Origin of the sequence: Mycobacterium sp. 1274756.6, from assembly GCF_001668625.1 — a bacterium.
GTDB lineage: Bacteria > Actinomycetota > Actinomycetes > Mycobacteriales > Mycobacteriaceae > Mycobacterium.
Genome location: NZ_LZLJ01000073.1, coordinates 24,913 through 42,406, shown reverse-complemented (window position 1 = coordinate 42,406; position 17,494 = coordinate 24,913). Strand labels below are relative to the sequence as shown.

General features: G+C 73.4%; 15 protein-coding genes and 3 pseudogenes. 8 read left to right on the top strand and 10 right to left on the bottom strand.

Annotated elements, in window-relative coordinates; genetic code table 11:
• Positions 1 to 187 (bottom strand): annotated as a pseudogene (locus tag A5643_RS18725) (SDR family NAD(P)-dependent oxidoreductase); the annotation flags it as partial.
• Here A5643_RS18725 and A5643_RS11530 point away from each other — a divergent pair.
• Together A5643_RS11530 and A5643_RS11525 are read left to right on the top strand one after the other, a co-directional pair.
• A pseudogene (locus A5643_RS11530) lies at positions 182 to 589 on the top strand (SDR family oxidoreductase); the annotation flags it as partial. The pseudogenes A5643_RS18725 and A5643_RS11530 overlap by 6 nt on opposite strands.
• 53 nt (positions 590 to 642) lie before the next feature.
• Positions 643 to 1,476 carry an IclR family transcriptional regulator gene (locus A5643_RS11525; protein WP_231995537.1) on the top strand — a complete coding sequence of 278 codons (834 nt, stop codon included), beginning with the start codon at positions 643 to 645 and terminating at the stop codon, positions 1,474 to 1,476.
• Between the two features lie 5 nt (positions 1,477 to 1,481).
• Here the strand turns inward: A5643_RS11525 and A5643_RS11520 are convergent, their stop codons facing one another.
• Positions 1,482 to 2,558, bottom strand: coding sequence for an acyl-CoA dehydrogenase family protein (locus tag A5643_RS11520; RefSeq protein ID WP_066855217.1), 1,077 nt, complete (start codon positions 2,556 to 2,558; stop codon positions 1,482 to 1,484).
• A 38-nt stretch (positions 2,559 to 2,596) separates the two neighbouring features.
• Between A5643_RS11520 and A5643_RS11515 the strand changes: the two genes are divergently transcribed.
• Entirely contained in the window at positions 2,597 to 3,457 is an 861-nt protein-coding gene (locus A5643_RS11515; RefSeq protein ID WP_066855214.1) for an acyl-CoA dehydrogenase family protein, read from the top strand.
• Here the strand turns inward: A5643_RS11515 and A5643_RS11510 are convergent.
• The gene (locus A5643_RS11510; RefSeq protein WP_082948906.1) at positions 3,383 to 4,834 is read right to left on the bottom strand and encodes a wax ester/triacylglycerol synthase family O-acyltransferase; all 1,452 of its coding nucleotides are present in this window, start codon (positions 4,832 to 4,834) and stop codon (positions 3,383 to 3,385) included. The two genes, A5643_RS11515 and A5643_RS11510, sit on opposite strands and share 75 nt — an antisense overlap.
• A gap of 127 nt (positions 4,835 to 4,961) precedes the next feature.
• Here A5643_RS11510 and A5643_RS11505 point away from each other — a divergent pair.
• From A5643_RS11505 to A5643_RS11485, 5 genes and pseudogenes are all read left to right on the top strand, one after another.
• Positions 4,962 to 6,565: pseudogene (locus tag A5643_RS11505) on the top strand (AMP-binding protein).
• The gene (locus A5643_RS11500; protein ID WP_231995535.1) at positions 6,562 to 7,578 is read left to right on the top strand and encodes an alpha/beta hydrolase; all 1,017 of its coding nucleotides are present in this window, start codon (positions 6,562 to 6,564) and stop codon (positions 7,576 to 7,578) included. Before A5643_RS11505 ends, A5643_RS11500 begins: the two are co-directional and overlap by 4 nt.
• Before the next feature lie 9 nt (positions 7,579 to 7,587).
• Positions 7,588 to 8,382 carry an SDR family NAD(P)-dependent oxidoreductase gene (locus A5643_RS11495; protein WP_066855208.1) on the top strand — a complete coding sequence of 265 codons (795 nt, stop codon included), beginning with the start codon at positions 7,588 to 7,590 and terminating at the stop codon, positions 8,380 to 8,382.
• A 6-nt stretch (positions 8,383 to 8,388) separates the two neighbouring features.
• Entirely contained in the window at positions 8,389 to 9,150 is a 762-nt protein-coding gene (locus A5643_RS11490) for a glucose 1-dehydrogenase (RefSeq protein ID WP_066855205.1), read from the top strand.
• A 51-nt stretch (positions 9,151 to 9,201) separates the two neighbouring features.
• Positions 9,202 to 10,062, top strand: coding sequence for an alpha/beta fold hydrolase (locus A5643_RS11485; RefSeq protein WP_066855202.1), 861 nt, complete (start codon positions 9,202 to 9,204; stop codon positions 10,060 to 10,062).
• 3 nt (positions 10,063 to 10,065) lie between these two features.
• On the opposite strand, the gene A5643_RS11480 is transcribed toward A5643_RS11485, so the two are convergent.
• The 7 genes from A5643_RS11480 to A5643_RS11450 form a co-directional block, all read right to left on the bottom strand.
• Positions 10,066 to 11,133: a sulfite oxidase gene (locus tag A5643_RS11480; RefSeq protein ID WP_066855199.1), complete on the bottom strand. Its 1,068-nt coding sequence runs from the start codon at positions 11,131 to 11,133 to the stop codon at positions 10,066 to 10,068.
• Positions 11,134 to 11,179: 46 nt separating this feature from the next.
• On the bottom strand, positions 11,180 to 12,721 hold the full coding sequence (locus A5643_RS11475) for an LCP family protein (protein ID WP_066855196.1): 1,542 nt from the start codon (positions 12,719 to 12,721) through the stop codon (positions 11,180 to 11,182).
• Between the two features lie 71 nt (positions 12,722 to 12,792).
• The gene (locus A5643_RS18870) at positions 12,793 to 14,025 is read right to left on the bottom strand and encodes a PPE family protein (protein WP_066855192.1); all 1,233 of its coding nucleotides are present in this window, start codon (positions 14,023 to 14,025) and stop codon (positions 12,793 to 12,795) included.
• 15 nt (positions 14,026 to 14,040) lie between these two features.
• Positions 14,041 to 14,871 carry a PE family protein gene (locus A5643_RS18865; protein WP_066855189.1) on the bottom strand — a complete coding sequence of 277 codons (831 nt, stop codon included), beginning with the start codon at positions 14,869 to 14,871 and terminating at the stop codon, positions 14,041 to 14,043.
• 149 nt (positions 14,872 to 15,020) lie between these two features.
• Positions 15,021 to 15,650, bottom strand: coding sequence for an NAD(P)H:quinone oxidoreductase (wrbA, locus tag A5643_RS11460; RefSeq protein WP_066855186.1), 630 nt, complete (start codon positions 15,648 to 15,650; stop codon positions 15,021 to 15,023).
• 28 nt (positions 15,651 to 15,678) lie between these two features.
• Positions 15,679 to 16,293 (bottom strand): FMN reductase, encoded by a 615-nt coding sequence (locus A5643_RS11455; protein WP_066855183.1) that lies wholly within the window; start codon positions 16,291 to 16,293, stop codon positions 15,679 to 15,681.
• Positions 16,290 to 17,387, bottom strand: coding sequence for an LLM class flavin-dependent oxidoreductase (locus A5643_RS11450; protein ID WP_066855229.1), 1,098 nt, complete (start codon positions 17,385 to 17,387; stop codon positions 16,290 to 16,292). The genes A5643_RS11455 and A5643_RS11450 overlap by 4 nt, the downstream gene beginning before the upstream one ends.
• Positions 17,388 to 17,494: the final 107 nt, after the last annotated feature.

Here is a 17,494-nt window from a genome sequence, read left to right as displayed (position 1 = left end):
CGACCAGCCCGGCGGCCGAGGAGATGTTGACGATCGAGCCGCCGCCGGCCGCGCGCATCGGGGCGATGACGGCCTGGATGCCGTTGAAGACCCCGACCAGGTTGATCTCCAGCACGCTGCGGAAGTGGTCCACCGGCTCGTGTTCGAGCAGCTGCCCGGTGGACACTCCGGCGTTGTTGACCAGGCCGTCATCGCCCCGATGCGCGCGGCCGGCGGCGGCTCGATCGTCAACATCTCCTCGGCCGCCGGGCTGGTCGGGCTGGCGTTGACCGCCGGCTACGGCGCCTCGAAGTGGGGCGTGCGCGGGCTGTCCAAGATCGCCGCGGTGGAGCTGGCCGGTGAACGGATCCGGGTCAACTCGGTGCACCCGGGGATGACCTACACCCCGATGACCGCCGGCATCGGCATCGCGCCCGGGGAGGGCAACTACCCCAACATCCCGATGGGACGGGTCGGGGCGGCCGACGAGCTCGCCGGGGCGGTCAGCTATCTGCTCTCCGACGAGGCCGGCTATGTCACCGGCGCCGAGATCGCCGTCGACGGCGGCTGGACCGCCGGGCCCACCGTGAACCAGGTGCTGGGGCGGTAACCGCGGCCGGACGCGCCCGAACCGGCCACAATGGCCGGTATGAGGGCACCGGTATGACGGCCGGACAGTCGCCGGAGGCGACCTCGATGGTGGCGCGGGTGGCGCTGATCCTCGGGGTGTTCGACGAGCCGGGCCGGCGGCTGCGCCTCGACCAGGTGGCCGGCCGGACCGGGCTGCCCCGCTCCTCGGTGCACCGCATCCTGACCCAGCTGCTCGACGCCGGCCTGCTGCAGCACCGCAGCGACGGGTACGGCCTGGCCGGTGGGGCCGGATCGCCGCTGTCGGCGGCCGGGCTCGTCGACCACGCGCGGCTGCGGGCGGCGGCATCCCTGCTGCTGGACCGGCTGCACACCGACACCGGCCTGGTGGTGCAGCTGGGCGTGCTGGCCGGCGGCGACGTGGTCTACCTGGACAAGTTCTCCGGTGGGCGGGCGCTGGTGCCCACCGCCGTGGGTGGGCGCACCCCCGCGCATGCCAGCGCGCTGGGCAAGACGATGCTGGCGCAACTGCCCGCCGAAGAGGTCGACGCGGTGCTGCCGGTGCTGGCCAAGAAGACCAAGGCGACCATCGCCGACCCGGTCACCCTGCATCAGGAACTGGCCCGGATCCGGGCGCGGCACGGGCTGGCCTTCGACGTCGAGGAACTCGCGGTCGGGTTGTGCAGTGTGGCCGCGCCGATCCGCTCCGGTGCCGGTGAGATCGCCGGGCTCTCGCTGACCGGCGCGGTCTCCATCCACCGGCTGCACCGCACCGCGCCGTTCGTGATGCGGGCCGCCGCGCAGATCTCCCGGCAGCTCGGCGGGGCGGGACCGGCCGGCGACAGCGCCGACACCGAGAGCATGCTCTCCCGGGTGCTGCGCACCATCTCCTCCGACGCCTGGGTCTGAGCCGGTCACAGGATGTAGTCGTCGACCGGCAGGCCGACCATCGCCTCCCCGACCGTCGAGAGCACCCGGTCCACGTCGTTGGCGACGTGCAGTCGCGCGGTCAGGATGTCGCGCCAGACCCGGTGGGCGCGTTCGTCGTCGGGCCCGGTGAGCTCGTCACGCACCGCCGCGGTGGCGGTCATCGCCCGCTCGAACGCCAGCACCTGGTCGCGGCGGGTGCGCAGCATCAACTCGGGGGCCGGCGCGGGCTCGGCCCGGTCGGCCAGCGCGGCGATGTTGCGGCTCATCTGCCGCACCGCCAAGCGCAGCCCGGCTTCGGCCATGGCCAGCGGATGCAGCGGGTGCGGGCGGGCGGGGCCGCTGCCCAGCAGCCCCAGCGCCGCCCCGACCGCAGGCGCCGTCCCGGCATGGGTGTACAGCGTCGGCTGCGGAAGCCGGTACAGCCGGGCCAGGGTGGGCCGCTGGGCGCCGCTGACCCAGCCGAACGTCCGGTAGTCGGGGACGAACGCGCCGGTGACGACGACGTCCTCGGCGCCGATACCGCGCAATCCCAGCCCGTCCCAGGTTGTTTCGATGCGGTAGTCGGTGTGCGGCACCAGCGCCACGGTGAAGTCCTCCGCGGCGCCGTCGGCGCCCACCACCAGCGCCCCGGCCACCAGCCACCGGGCGTGGCGCACCCCGCTGCAGCGTGCCCAGCGCCCGGCGAGGATGAACCCGCCGGGCACGTGCTCGAGCCGGCCGGTGGGCGCATACGACGCGCACGCCAGCGCCCGCGGCGCATCACCCCACACGTCCTGCTGGGCCTGCGGGTCGAAGAGCGCGACGTGCCAGGCGTTGACCGCGAGCATCGCCGCCAGCCATCCGGTCGAGGTGCAAGCCGCCGCCACGTCGTAGACCGCGCCCAGGAAGTCGTCGGGGTCGGTCTGGGCGCCGCCGAACGCCGTCGGCTGCAAGGCGGTGAACATGCCCGCCTCGGCGAGCGCGGCGACCAGGTCGTCGGGCACCGCGGCGTCCCGGTCGATGTCGGCGGCGGCCGCGGCGATCGCCGGCAGCACCGGTTGCACCGCCGCGCGCACGCTCATCGGCCACCGCCCTTCCGGTTCATGGATACCATTCGGCCATGGCCCGAACCGGGGAACCGGACGCGGCGCGGCTGCCGCGACCGGCCCGTCACGGCGGTGCCGCCGACGCCGCGGAGTTCATCGCCGCCATCGGGGCCCTGGCCGCCACCGACGGCTCGGCGGGCTGGCGGGCGGCGTTGACCGGAGCGGGCGCCGCCGAGCTGCCCGAGCCCGCCGCTGAGATCGTCTGGGCCGCCGACCCGGACACGCTCGTCGCCGTCGGGCATCGCGGCCGCACCCGGTGGCGCGACGGCCGGCTCAGCGGTGAGTGGACCGCGGTGACCGGCGCGGACCGGGCGGCCTGGCTGCTGCTGTCGGTCGCCGACGACGCCGGTGCGGGCGGTCGGGTGCTGGTGGCGGCGGAGCGGGCCCGGATCGAGCCGATCGCCGGCGGCGGTGGGCTCGCCGGGGCGGGGATCGCCGACGTGCGCGTCGCGGAGCTCCCGGTCGGTGCGGACCACCGGTTCGCGGGCGCGCCGGTGCCGGCGCTGACCGGGGCCGCGGCCGCCGCCGCAGTCACCGGCGCGGCCCGCGGGGCGTGTCACGCCCACGTCGAGCAGGTGCGGCGGCGGCTGGCCGCGTCGTTCGGCAGTGCGGAGGCCCCCGGCGCCGCCTCGATCCGGCAGGTGGCGCGCGCCGCCGGTGACCTCGACGCCGCCGAGCTGCAGATCGCGGCGTCGCTGGAGGACCCGCAGCCGGCGACCGCCCAGCTGCAGGCCGCGCTGCGGGCGGGCCGGGCGGTCGACCGGCTGCTCGCGGTCACCCGCCGCCACGCCCTGGACGGCTCAGACCCGGTGACCGGCTGCTGGCTGGATGTTCAGCTCGGCTGCCGGTTGACCCGCGCGCTGCTCGGCCGCTGACTGGGCCGCGACCAGCCGGGCGAGTTCGGCGGGCAGCCCGTCGGCGATCTCCCACGGGTCGTCGATGTGGCGCCCGCAGGCCAGCACCCCGATCGTCAGCCGGTCGCCGTAGCTCCAGCCGGTGAAGTTCAACCCCATCGGGAAGACCAGCGGCCCGGTGGAGATCAGCCGTTCCACCGGGGCGCCGCCGAAGAACAGCGGGCGCGGGCCGCGCATGTTGGAGGCGATCAGGCTGAATGTGGGCCGGCGCGTGGTCTTCTCACCCAGCAGCGGCAGCGCGCGGGAGTAGAACCAGAACAGCGGCCAGTACTCCATCCAGTCGTGCTGCAGCCACAGGTCCCGTTCGGCCTGGACCTCCCGGGCGGTGCGGGTGGCCGCGGCGATGGCGCCCAGCCGCTGCACCGGGTCGGCGATCTCGGTGGCCAGCGCGACGTTCCAGCGGGCGACCTTGTTGCCCCACGGGTCGCCGTCGGCGGGCCGCATCGAGACCGGCACCACCGCGGTCAGCGGTTCGGCGGCCAGCTCCCCGCGCCGGTCGAGGTAATCGCGCAGTGCGCCGGCGCACACGGTCAGGAACACGTCGTTGACGGTGACCCCGAACCCCTTGGCCACCGCCTTGACCGTCGCCAGCTCGACACCGCGGAAGGCGAACCGGCGGTCGGGGGTCAGCGGGGCGTTGAACACCGCGCCCGGTGCGGCGAAGGCCTCGGCGTAGCCGGGTTTACCGGCCCGCCGGCGGGCCAGGATGGTGCGGGTGACCCGCCCGGTGCGCGCCAGCAGGCTCGGGAAGGCGGCGAGCGCGGCGCGCTGGTGGGCGGCCACCAGCGGCAGCCACTGCGGGGCGGGGGGCCGGGATCCGGCGGCGGGCGGCCGGGCCGGCGGACCGGGCAGCGGGGTACCGGCCGTGGTGTCGCAGAGGGTTTCCAGCAGCCGCACCGATGCGGTGCCGTCGGCCAGCGCGTGGTGGATCTTGAACACCAGCGCGACCCGGCCGTCGGCCAGCCCGTCGACGTAGCAGAGTTGCCAGGCCGGCCGGCGCCGGTCGAGGCGTTCGATGCAGAACGCGCTGATCGCGTCGCCCAGCGCCCGGTCGTCGCCGGGGGCGGCGGCGGTGGCGTGGTGCAGGTGGTAGTCCAGGTCGAGGTCCGGGCGACTCACCCACCACGGCCGGCCGAAACCCAGCCGCGGCAGCAGCAGCTGCCAGGTCAGCGGGGCGACCCGGTGGGCCAGGGCGGGCAGCGCGGCGCGGACCGCCGCGAAGGTGATCGGCTCGGTCCCGCGGCGTGGGTCGAGCACCAGCACCTTGATCGTGTGTTGCGGCTGGTCGATGCTCTCCCAGGCCAGGAAACTGTTGTCTTCGCCGGTCAATCGCCGCATGACGCCCACCCTTTCTGGTTGTGGTCTGCATCACTTGTAGCCGCCGGTTATGGCGGCAGCGACATCGTGTCTCGCCTAGCGAGACTTTCCGGCTGGGCGGCGGCGGCCGCGTCCTAGCGTGCTGGCCATGACACGGTTTATCGAGGCGGTGACGGTGACCGCGCGCAGCCTGCGGGTGCTGCGGCGGGCCGGGTTGTCGGCCGGACCCGTCGACAGCGTCCGGTCCCTCCGGGCCAGCCGCCGCTACGGCCCGTTCGCCGGGGTGATCGCCGCGGCCGCCGCCGCGACGGCGCCGCCATCGCGATCACCGACGACACCGGTGACCTCACCTTCACCGAACTGCACGACCGGGTGACCGCGCTGGCCCGGGCCTGGCGCCGCGACGGCATCGGCGCCGGCGACGTGATCGCGGTGCTCTGCCGCGACCACCGTGATCTGATCACCGTGCTGGCCGCGGCCGGGGCCAGCGGCGCGCAGTTGCTGCTGATGAACACCGGCTTCTCCGCGCCCCAACTCGCCGACGTGGCCCGCCCGGAACGGGTGACCGTGCTGGTCCACGACGCGGAGTTCACCGACCTGCTCGCCGGTCTCGACGCGGGGCTGCGCCGGTACGTCGCCCACGGCGGCAGTGGCGCCGGCTCCCTGGCGGCGCTGATCGCCGGCAGTGTCCCCGGACCGCTCGCCGTGCCGGCCCGCCCGGGCGGGCTGACCTTGCTGACCAGCGGCACCACCGGCACCCCGAAGGGGGCGCCGCGCACCAAGGCCTCCCCGCTGTTCTCCGCGCAGTTGCTGGACCGGGTGCCGCGGCGGCGGGGACACACCTGTGTGATGGCCGCGCCGATCTTCCACGGCACCGGTCTGGGGCAGGCGGTGCTGTCGCTGGCACTGGGCAACCGGCTGGTGTTGGCCCGCCGGTTCGACCCCGAGCAGACCCTGCGCGCGGTGCAGACCTACCGGGCGCAGGTGCTGGTGGTGGTGCCCACCATGCTGCAGCGGCTGCTGGCGTTGCCCGCCGAGACCCGCGCGCGCTACGACACCGCCTCGCTGGAGATCATCTTCGCCTCCGGTTCGGCGCTGCCGCCGTCGCTGGTGCAGCGCACTCTGGCCGAGTTCGGGCCGGTGCTCTACAACTTCTACGGCTCCACCGAACTGGCCGCGATGGCGGTGGCCACCCCGGCGGACCTGCAGCACGACCCGCGCACCGCCGGCCGCCCGCCGGTGGGCTGCACGGTGCGCCTCTACGACGCCGACGGCGCACCGGTGACCCAGCCCGGCCGGATCGGGCGGATCTTCGCCGGCAGCAACGTGAGCTTCGGCGGTTACACCGACGGCAGGCGCAAGGAGGCCATCGACGGGCTGCTGTCCAGCGGCGACGTCGGCCATTTCGACGAGACCGGGCGGCTCTACGTCGACGGCCGCGACGACGACATGGTGATCTCCGGCGGGGAGAACGTCTACCCGCTGGAGGTGGAGAACCTGATCTGCGGGCACCCGCAGGTCGCCGAGGCCGCGGTACTCGGCGTCGACGACGCGGAATTCGGCCAGCGGCTCAAGGCCTACGTGGTCACCGTCGGCGGGGCGGCGGTCACCACCGAGGAGATCCGCGACTACGTGCGGGCCAACCTGGCCCGCTACAAGGTGCCGCGCGACGTGGAATTCGTTGCGACGCTGCCCCGTAACGCCACCGGGAAGCTGGTTCGCACCGCGCTGGTCGGGGAGGCGGCACGTTGAGCGGCGTCGAGAACACCGTCGACTCCGCGGCGACCCGAGCGCACCAGCGCGAACTGGCCGAGCGGATGGGCGCCGCCTTCGCCGCCGTCCTGCGCGGTGACGGCGACGCCGCGGCGGTGCGCGCCAGCCTGACCGCCAGCCGCAGGCCCGCCAAACCCGTTGCGGTAGAGGAGATCATCGACCGGACCATCCCCGGCCCGGGCGGCGCGGCAGCTCTGCCGATACGTGTCTACCGGCCGCGGGGCGCCCAACCGGGCTCCGCCGGGCTGCCGGTGCTGGTCTACTACCACGGCGGCGGGTTCGTGCTGTGCGACCTCGACTCGCACGATTCGTGTTGCCGCAGGCTGGCCAACGGCGCCGGGGCGGTGGTGGTCTCGGTCGACTACCGGCTGGCGCCCGAAGCGCCGTTCCCGGCCGCGGTCGACGACGCCTGGGCCGCCCTGCAGTGGGTCGGCGGGCATCTCGACGAACTCGGCGGCGACCCGGAGCGGCTGGTGGTCGCCGGGGACAGCGCCGGCGGCAACCTGGCGGCGGTCACCGCTATGCTCGCCCGCGACCGGGGCGGGCCGCCGCTGGCCTTCCAGCTGTTGATCTATCCGGTCGTCGACCAGCGGCGCAAGACCTCGAAATCCAGCCCGCACACCGCCAGCGGCGTGCTCACCGGTGAACACATGGCCTGGTTCACCGAGCAGTACCTCGGCGTCGACGGCGACCGCTCCGACGTCCTGGTCTCACCGCTGCTCGGCGAGTTCGCCGGCCTGCCGCCGGCGCATGTGGTCACCGGGGCGCTGGACCCGCTCTGCGCCGAGGGGGAGGACTACGCCGAGCGGTTGCGCGCCGCCGGGGTGCCCGCCACCGTCACCCGCTACGCCGACGGTTTCCACGGCTTCTTCAACCTCGCCGATCACCTGCCGGTCGCCCGGGCGGCCAGCGACGACGTCTGCGCGGTGCTGCGCGCGGCACTGCGACCCGACCGGCCCCGTCCCGCGTCGCCGTCCCACCCGAATGCCTGAGGAGGCGTCATGCAACTGAGTCAGCGTCGAGCCCTGATCACCGGCGCGAGCCGCGGCCTGGGCCGAGCCATCGCCGAGGTGCTCGCCGAGCGCGGCTGCGACGTGGCGCTGGTGGCCCGCAACGCCGCCGACCTGGAGGTGCTGGCCAAGGAGCTCGACGGCAAGGCCTACCCGACCGATCTGGGCGATCCCGCGGCGGTGGAGGCGCTGATCGACCGGGTGGAGGCCGACGGCCCGATCGACCTGCTGGTCAACAACGCCGCACTCGACCGGGTGGGCCGTTTCACGGACACCAGCGCCCAGCACGTCCGGGACCTGTTGCAGGTCAACCTCGCCGCACCGATGGAGCTGTGCCGGCAGCTGATGCCGCGGCTGGTGCGGCGCGGCCGCGGGCACATCGTCAACGTGTCCTCGTTCGGGGCGATCTCGACCGGGCCCGGCGTCACCCTCTACGGCGCGTCCAAGGCGGGCCTGAGTCACTTCACCGCCGGGATCCGCTCGGAGCTGCGCGGAAAACCGGTGGGCACCACCCTCGTTCAACTCGGCGAGGTCAAAACCGACATGATCGACCAGATTCGGGCGTTCACCCCGGCCCGGCGCTCCATCGAGCGTGCCGAGCGGCTGCGGATGACCGCGCCCGCCCTGGAGCCGCGGGTGGTCGCCGAGGCCATCGCCGGCGCCGTCGAGCGCAACCGGCGCCATGTGGTGCTGCCGCGCAGCATCACCGTGATGGCCAAGTTCACCGAGTTCCCGCGCCGGGTGTCGGAGATCATGCTCACCGGCATCGACCAGGACGAGGACTAGCCGGCGATGCTGTGCGATCTGAGCGGCAAGGTCGCGATCATCACCGGAGCGGCCCGCGGGCAGGGCGCCGCCGAGGCCCGGCTGTTCGCCGCGCTGGGCGCGCAGGTGGTGCTGACCGACGTGCTGGCCGACGAGGGCAGGCGGGTGGCCGAGGAGATCGGCGCGGCGGCGCGGTTCGTCACCCACGACGTCGGCGTCGAAGCGGACTGGGCGGCGGTGGTGGACACCGCCCTGGTCGACTTCGGCCGCATCGACGTCCTGGTCAACAACGCGGCGATCTGCCGGTCGCAGCCGCTGACGGCGCAGGGCCGCGACGACTTCGACGCGATGCTGCGGGTCAACCTGATCGGGCCGTTCCTGGGCGTGCGGGCCGTCACCGGTCCGATGAGTTCGGTCGGCGGCGGCTCGATCGTCAACGTGTCCTCCCAGGCCGGGCTGCAGGGGCTGGCCGGCTACGGCGCCTACGGCGCCTCCAAGTGGGGGCTGCGTGGCATGTCCAAGGTCGCCGCGATCGAACTCGGCGCCCTCGGCATCCGGGTCAACACCGTCTACCCGGGCACCATCGACACCCCGATGGTGGCGCACCTCGACCTGGAGCGCGGCGCGGGCGGGCATCCCGGCGCACCGCTGACCCGCATCGGCACCCCGCAGGAGGTGGCCGACGTGGTCGCCTTCCTGGCCTCCGATGCCGCCTCCTACGTGACCGGCGCCGAGGTGGCCGTCGACGGCGGGGCCAGCGCCGGGCGGATGCCCACCCCGACCCGGTGAGCCGCTGCGGGTCGCCTTAGGGTCGATGCCGGAGACCAGGTGAGGAGACACATGGCGGCAGAACTGAGCTACCAGGACACCCAGCGCGAGGTCAGCACCGAGCAGGGGGTGCTGCGCTACCACGAGGCCGGGGACGGTCCGACGCTGCTGATGCTGCACGGCTCCGGGCCCGGGGTGAGCGGCTGGCGCAACTTCCGCGGCGTGCTGCCCGCCTTCGCCGAACACTTCCGCTGCCTGGTGCTGGAGTTCCCCGGCTTCGGGGTCAGCGACGACTTCGGCGGGCACCCGATGGTGACCGCGTTCGGCGCGGTCGGCCAGTTCGCCGACGCCCTGGACCTCGGCGAGGTCAGCATCGTCGGCAACTCGATGGGCGGCGGCGTCGGCATCAACTACGCGATCGGCAACCCGGACAAGGTGCGCCGGCTGGTGACCATCGGCGGGATCGGCACGAACCTGCTCAGCCCCGGCCCGGCCGAGGGCATCCGGCTGCTGCAGGAGTTCACCGACGACCCCAGCCGGGAGCGGCTGGTCCGCTGGCTGCACTCGATGGTCTACGACCCGGCGGTGGTGACCGAGGAACTCATCGAGGAACGCTGGCAGTTGGCGACCGACCCCGAGACGCTGGCCGGGGCGCGCCGGATGTACGGCAAAGAGGCCTTCGCCGCGATGACGAAGATGATGGCCCAGTCCAAGGGGCCGCTGCCGTGGGCGATGATGCACCGGGTCAAGGCGCCCACGCTGGTCACCTGGGGCCGCGACGACCGGGTCAGCCCGCTGGACATGGGGCTCATCCCGATGCGCACCATCCCCAACGCCGAGTTCCACGTGTTCCCCAACTGCGGGCACTGGACGATGATCGAGGCCAAGGACGCCTTCGAAGCGGTGGTGCTGGAGTTCCTGCGCCGGCCCTGACCGCTACCCGGAACCGACCATCAGTTCGCTGCGCGCCCAGGCGTTGTTGACGTAGCCGCCGGAATTCCACAGCGACACCGGCGATTCCGGCTGCGTCGCGCCGGTGTCATCCCAGGCGCGGGCCAGCACGCCCAGCGGGCCGGGCGCGGCGTCGACCGACAGCGACCAGTGCCGCCAGGCCCACCGGTGCTCGGCGGGCGCCAGCCGGGCGGGCTGCCAGCTCGCCGCACCGTCGGTGGAGACCTCCACCCGGGTGATGCGCCGGGTGTCCTCGGCGATCGCGTAGCCGCGCAACCGGACCGGCCCACCGTCGACCCGGGTGCCGTCGTCGGGGTCGAGGATGGCGCAGTTGAGCGGCAGGGCGGTCAGCGCGACGCCGTCGAGGCGGTAGTCGACCTGCTGAAAGTAGTTGTGGGAGGGGAAGGGCTGCACCACGATCCCGGTGACCCATTTGACGCTGCGCGCCCCGATGTAGCCGGGCACCACCACCCGCACCGGCCCGCCGTGCAGCCGCGGCAGCGCCGTCCCGTTCATCTCCCAGGCCAGCAGCACCTCCGCCGACAGCGCCTTGGCCAGCGGGATCGACGCGCCGAACGGCTGCGGGGGTGCGGCCTTGGGCGAGATGTCCGGGGCGGTGAACGCCACGTGCAGTTCGGCCTCGGGGTCGGGGTCGACGTCGGCGGCGCGCAGCACATCGGCGAGCCGGGCGCCGCGCCACACCGCGGTGGAGATCGCGCCCTGCTCCCACGGCTCCTTGTCGGGCAGGGGGCGCACCGCGGCCAGCTCGGCGCGCCGGTTGCCCGCGCACGCCAGCGTGGCCACCACCTCGTGGGCGGCGAACCGGGTGGTGAGCGCGGCGTGGTCCAGCGTGAGCGGTTCGGCGACCGCCCCGCCCACGCTCAGTTGCCACTGGTCGGCGCTGAAGTCGGGGATCGGGCCGTGGTTGCGGCAGTAGAACGCGCCGGTCGGGGTGAGCAGCGCGTCGGCGAGCACCGGGCCGGGCGGTTCGGCGTTGAACGGCGCGGTGTCGTGGACGATCAGGTCGTCGCGCTTGCCGTCCGGGATCCCCATGTCATGGGCCTACCACGGCCGTCGGGGCGGCAAACGCCGAATCGGCTCAGTTGACGCAGGGCACGCCGCTGTCCCCGCCGATCGGCTTGCCCTCGTCGGGGCTCGGTTCGCTGCTGTCGGCGTACCAGGAACTGCCGGTGGTGGTGGTCGTGGTCGTCGTGGTGGTGGTGGTGGTCATCGCCGGCGGGTAGTAGCCGGGGCCCAGGGCGACGCGGATGTGCCCGGGCGGCAGGTCGGGGTCGGGGTGGGCGGCGACGTCGATGTCGAGCAGGTCGGCCAGGGCGGCGGCGTCGGCGTCGGCGCCGGGACCGAAGTCGATCACGGTGTCGGTGGGCTCATCGTCCTCGCGGTCGCGCACCGCGGAGGTGGTGTAGCCGTGGTTGGCCAGGGCGGTGGCGACCCGGGAGGCCATGCCGGCGGTGTCCCCGGCGTTGATGACGTCGACGACGGTGTCGGGGTCGGGGCCGGTGCCGGTGGTCTCGGCGTCGTCGGTGGGCGGCGGGGCGGGGGGGATCGCGGCGGCGACCTCCGCCTTGATCGCCGCCGGGTCGACGATGTTGACGTCCTGGCCGTTGATGACGTCGTAGCGCACCACCGGCAGCGTGCGGTACTCGACGTTGCCGCCGGCGAGGGCCTCCATCCGGCGGAACTGTTCCTCACCCCACCCCGCCGACAGCACCACGTTCTTGCGGACCACCGCCATCAGCCGTTTGAGCTTGCCGAGGTCGCTGAACGTGCCGGTGTCGTTGAGCTGGTGCATCACCGAGACCAGGAAGGCCTGCTGGCGGTGGGTGCGGTCCAGGTCGCCGTTGTCCAGGCCGTGGCGTTGCCGGACGAACGCGAGCGCCTGCGCGGCGTCGAGCCGCTGGCGGCCGGCCGGGAAGTCGGCGCCGGAGTACTCGTCGTAGACGGCGTGGTTGAGACAGACCTCCACCCCGCCGAGGCTCTCGGTCAGGTCGTAGAAGCCGGCCAGGTTGACCTCGGCGAAGTAGTCGATCGGCACCCCGGTCAGGTTGCGCACCGCGCGCAGGGTGGCGGCGCGGCCGGCCTCGCGGCCCTGGGTCTCCAGCTCCTTCTGGTCGGTCACGCCCTCGTCGTAGAGCTTGTTGGCGGTGTAGGCCTTGGTCAGCCCGTAGGCCTCCTTGATCTTGATGTGGTCATAGCCCGGCACGCCGCTGAACGGGATGTAGTCGTCGCGCGGGATGGAGAACGCCACCACCCGGTCGTCGGCGCCGACGTGGACCAGGATCAAGGTGTTGGTGTTGTAGCCGCCGGCGTCGGAGTCCCCGGCGTGCAGCCGGTCGAGCACCTCGTCGGGCAGTTCGTTGCCGTCCTGGTCCTTGCGGGAGTCCAGCCCGATCAGCAGGATGTTCATCTCCCCGCCGGTCGAGTGCGGGTCGTCGGCGGTGAGCGCATCGGAGACGGTGATCCCGCTCAGCGTGCCGTGCGCCGCCCAGTACCCGGCCCCGGTCAGCGCCACCGCGCCCGCCGATACCAGCGCGGTCGCGGCGCGCAGCAGGCCCCGACCGATGCGCGACGGCTGTCGCGGCATCCGGTGACGGCCACCCGGCCGGGGCTTGGCTTGCATCAACCAAGTATGGGCCAGCGGGTCCGGCGGTTGGGTCTCGGTGCGGTCACGCCCGCACCGGTGTGACCACCTCAGTCGGCCTTCTTGCGGGGCTGGGCGCGGCGGCTCTTGTCCGGGCGGCCGGTGCGGCGCTTACGCACCCGCGAGCGCGCCAGCGACGACTTCGAGGAGCCCGGGCTCTGCCGCACACCGCGCAGCGCCAGCGGGGCCATCGACGCGGCCGCGAGCCCGGAGCCGCCGCTGGGCACGGCGATCCCGGGGTCGGGGACGGCGGGGCTGGCCGCGCTGGCCAACGTGACGGCGTCGACGTCCTCGGGGACCACCGCTCCCCAGCTCGGCGGCACCGACAGCCCGTCGACGGTGTAGGCCTCGCCCAGGGTGCCCGACGCCGGTGCCAGGTCGGCGGTCGCCGCCATCTCCGCGCTGCCTGGGGCGCCGGCCCAGGCGGGCGTGGTCGCCCCGCCGGCCGCGGCGGCGCCCGCCGGTGCAGCGCCGCCGGCGTCCGCCGCGTGCACGGCCGCCGAGATCCCGGCGAAGAGGTTCCACGCCAGGATGTTGCCGGCCGCGCCGGTGATGGTCTGCGTGCCGTTCCAGATGCCGATGTTCTGCGTCGAGTTGATGATGTCGCCGAGGAACCCGCTGACGGGGTCGGTGGCGGCCAGCGGCGTGGCCGACGGCGCGGTCAGGCCCGTCATCACCGCGGGCATGGTGCCGACCAGCTGGGAGAGCCCCGCCTGGCCGCCGCTGGCCGGGACCGCGGCCGCGGCGATCCCCGGCCCGCCGGCGGGGCCGTGCGGCGGGGTCAGCGGCTGCAGTCGGGCGGCGCCGGCCGAGGATACGGCGTAGCCGTACATCGCGCCGGCGTCTTGGGCCCACATCTCGGCGTAGAGCGCCTCGTTGGCCGCGATCGCGGCGCTGTTCTGGCCGAGCACGTTGGTCGCGACCAGGGTGGCCAGCTGTGCCCGGTTGGCGGCGATCACCGGTGGGGGCACCGTCGCCGCGTGCGCCGCTTCGAACGCGGCGGCCGAGGCCATCGCCTGCGCGGCGGCCACCTCGGCGGCCTCGGCGGTCTGGGTCATCCAGGCCAGGTAGGGGGCGAGCGCGGCGGCCATCGCCGCCGACGCCGGGCCCTGCCACTCCTCGGTGGTCAGCGCCGTGACGACCGCCTGGTAGGACGAGGCCGCGGTGCCCAGCTCGGCGCCCAGCCCGCTCCACGCGGTCGCGGCGGCCAGCATCGGTGCGGCGCCCGGGCCGGTGTAGATCGCCGTGGAGATGATCTCGGGCGGGATGGCCGCAAAGTCCATCGTGCGGTCCTTCCGCTAGATGCCCGGCGGGCGCGGGGTCAGGTTCGGCTTGACGGCGTAGCGGGACGGGCCCGCGCCGCCGCTGTCGTGTTCGGCGGCCGCGGCGGGCAGCCCGGCGGGCATGCCGGCCGCCGGGGTCTCCTCGGCGGCCACCGGGGCGGCTTCGGCGAGCGCGGCGGCCGGGTTCGGCTCCGTCGTGGGGGTCACGCCCCAACTGGGCGGCACCGATAACCGCGTCGCCGGGGCGGCCTGACCGCTGGTCGCGGCGACCTGGGTGACACCGGCGCCGCCGGTGGCGCCCAGCGGGGCTGTGGTGGCGTCCGGCTCCTGGTCGATGCCGCCGGCTTCCTGCTCCGATTCGGTGTCGGCGACCAGTTCGCTGGAGTCCAGCTGGATGAAGTCCGAGGCGGCCGAGCCGAAGTTGCTCAACTGCATGGCGCCGATAACCCCGCCGTTGCCGATGGCGGCGGCCACGATGCCGTACGGGCCGCCGTCGGCCCCGCTGAGCAGCCGCAGCGGATTCAGCGGGTTGCCCCCGGCGAGGGTGTTGCCCGCGGCGAGGGTGTTGACCGACTCGGTGGCGCCGTAGGACGCGGCGTTGGAGCCCAAGGTGTTGACCACCTGCTGGTGGATGGCCGCGGCCTGGGCGCTGACCTGCTGGTAGAGGGTGCCGTAGGCGTTGAACTGGGTGGCCTGCAACGCCGAGACGGGGTCGGCGGCCGCCGGCGCCACCCCGGTGGTCGGCCCGGCCGCGGCGGCGTTGTGGGCGGTGACCGCGGTGCCGAGACCTTCCAGGGCGCCGGCCGCCGCCAGCATCGCCTCGGGCCGGGTGGTCACGAACGACATGACTGCTCCTCACCGAAGTATCCCGGCGACGGCGCACCGGCGTTGCCTACCAGCTCAGGACACCTCCCATCGTTCCCGGGGCCGGGCTTGTCGACGGGTGGCGTTAACGGCTTCTTGACGCCGTCATACGAAATCTTGACGGTACGTTTTCACCCTGAATTGGAGCTGGACGGTTCCTGTGTGGCCGCCAGTCGGCTCGCGATCGTGACGACGCGGGTAGCCAGGTGGTCGAGCGCGTCGACGGTGGCCGCGGACGACTCGTTCCGGTTCTCCGGACCGGTCACATGCCCCACGCCGTAGGGGTTGCCGTCGCTGAACTTCACCTCGTCGGTGTAGCCCGGCGGCACCAGGATCCCGCCGAAGTGCATCAGCGAGATGTACAGCGCCAGCAGGGTGGACTCCTGGCCGCCGTGGACGGTTTGGCTGGAGGTGAACCCGGCGTAGACCTTGTCGGCCAGCCGGCCCTTGGCCCACAGCCCGCCCAGGGAGTCGATGAAGGTGCGGAACTGTGCGGTCGGTGAGCCGAAGCGGGTGGGGGAGCCGAAGATCACCGCGTCGGCCCAGACGATGTCGTCGCCGGTGGCGGCCGGCAGGTCCTTGGTGGCCTCGTAGTTGGCGGTCCAGGCCGGGTTGTGGGCGAACTCGGCCGGGTCGCGGGTCTCGGCGATGTGGCGCAGCCGGACCTCGGCGCCGGCCGCTTCGCCCGCGCGGGCGACCCGGTCGGCCATCGCGGTGCCGTGCCCGGTCGCGGAGTAGTAGATCACTGCCAGTTTGGTCATCGTGAACCTTTCGTCGGAGGGGATGGGGTCAGGTGTCGTCACCGAGGAGGCGTTGCATCTCGGTGAGGTTCTCGGTGAAGGTGTCGCGGCGGGTGCGGGGTCCGCAGGCCTGCAGCAGCCGGGTGAAGTCGCCGGCGGCCCGCTCGATCCGCTCGGCGAGCGCCGAGCCGGTCTGCCCGCCGCCGAAATCCCCGGTGGCGGCGTAGACCGTGGTGGGGGAGACGATCGCGTGCAGGTAGGAGAACATCGGGCGCAGCGCGTGTTCGAGCACCAGGGAGTGCCGCTCGGTGCCGCCGGTCGCCGCGATCAGCACCGGCATCTCCGCCAGGCTCTCCGCGGGCAGCACGTCGAAGAACGACTTGAACAGCCCGCTGAACGAGGCGTTGAACGCCGGGGTGACCGCGATCAGGCCGTCGGCCCCGGCGACCGTCTCGAACGCCGATTCCAGTTCGGCGGAGGCGAACCCGGTCAGCAGCATGTCCATGATCGCGCGGCCCAGCTCGCGCAGCTCGACCACCGTGACCTGCGCCGTCACCCCGTCGGCGGCCAGCGCCGAGCGGGCGGCGTCGCCGAGCCGGTCGGCCAGCAGCCGGGTCGACGACGGGTCCCGCAGCCCGCTGCTGATCACCGCGAGCCGGGTCATGCCGACCGCTCCACGGTGGCGGTGTGCGCGGCGCGCAGCAGCGACTCGTGGGTGGGGGCGTCGGGCACGTGCTCGGGGCGACCGACGGCGAACTCCTTGCGCAGCACCGGGATCACCTCCTCGCCGAGCAGGTCGAGCTGCTCGAGCACGGTCTTGAGCGGCAGCCCGGCATGGTCGACCAGGAACAGCTGGCGTTGGTAGTCGCCGACGTAGCCGCGGAAGCTCAGCGTCTTGTCGATCACCTGCTGCGGTGAGCCGACGGTCAGCGGGGTCTGCTCGGTGAACTCCTCCAGGCTCGGCCCGTGCCCGTAGACCGGGGCGTTGTCGAAGTAGGGCCGGAACTCGTTGACCGCGTCCTGGCTGTTGGGGCGCAGGAACACGTGCCCGCCCAGCCCGACGATGGCCTGGTCGGCCGCGCCGTGGCCGTGGTGTTCGAACCGTTGCCGGTAGAGCTGGACCATCCGCTTGGTGTGCGACGGCGGCCAGAAGATGTGGTTGGCGAAGAAGCCGTCGCCGTAGAACGCCGCCAGCTCGGCGACCTCCGGGGTGCGGATCGAGCCGTGCCAGACGAAGGGCGGCACCCCGTCGAGCGGGCGCGGCGCCAGGGTGAAGCCCTGCAGCGGGGTGCGGTACTTGCCGGTCCAGTCGACGACGTCTTCGCGCCACAGCCGGCGCAGCAGCCGGTAGTTCTCCACGGTGAGCGGCATCGCGGTGCGGATGTCCTGGCCGAACCACGGGTAGACCGGCCCGGTGTTGCCGCGGCCCAGCATCAGGTCGACGCGGCCGTCGGCCAAATGCTGTAGCACGGCGTAGTCCTCGGCGATCTTGACCGGGTCGTTGGTGGTGATCAGCGTGGTCGCGGTGGACAGCTGAATGTGTTCGGTCTGCCCGGCGATGTAGCCCAGCAGCGTCGTCGGGGAGGACGGCACGAACGGCGGGTTGTGGTGCTCGCCGGTGGCGAAGACGTCCAGGCCCACCTCCTCGGCCTTCTTGGCGATGGTGACGGTCGCTTTGATCCGTTCGGCCTCGGTGGGGGCGCGTCCGGTGGTGGGGTCGGGGGTGACATCCCCGATGGTGAAGATCCCGAATTGCATGCCCGGCATTGCTGCCTCCTATCGTCACACTAAGTAGTTGACTCAACAACTACAGTACGGCGGTCGGATATTCCCGGCAAGTGCCCGTTCGGCGATACCTCGCGGGG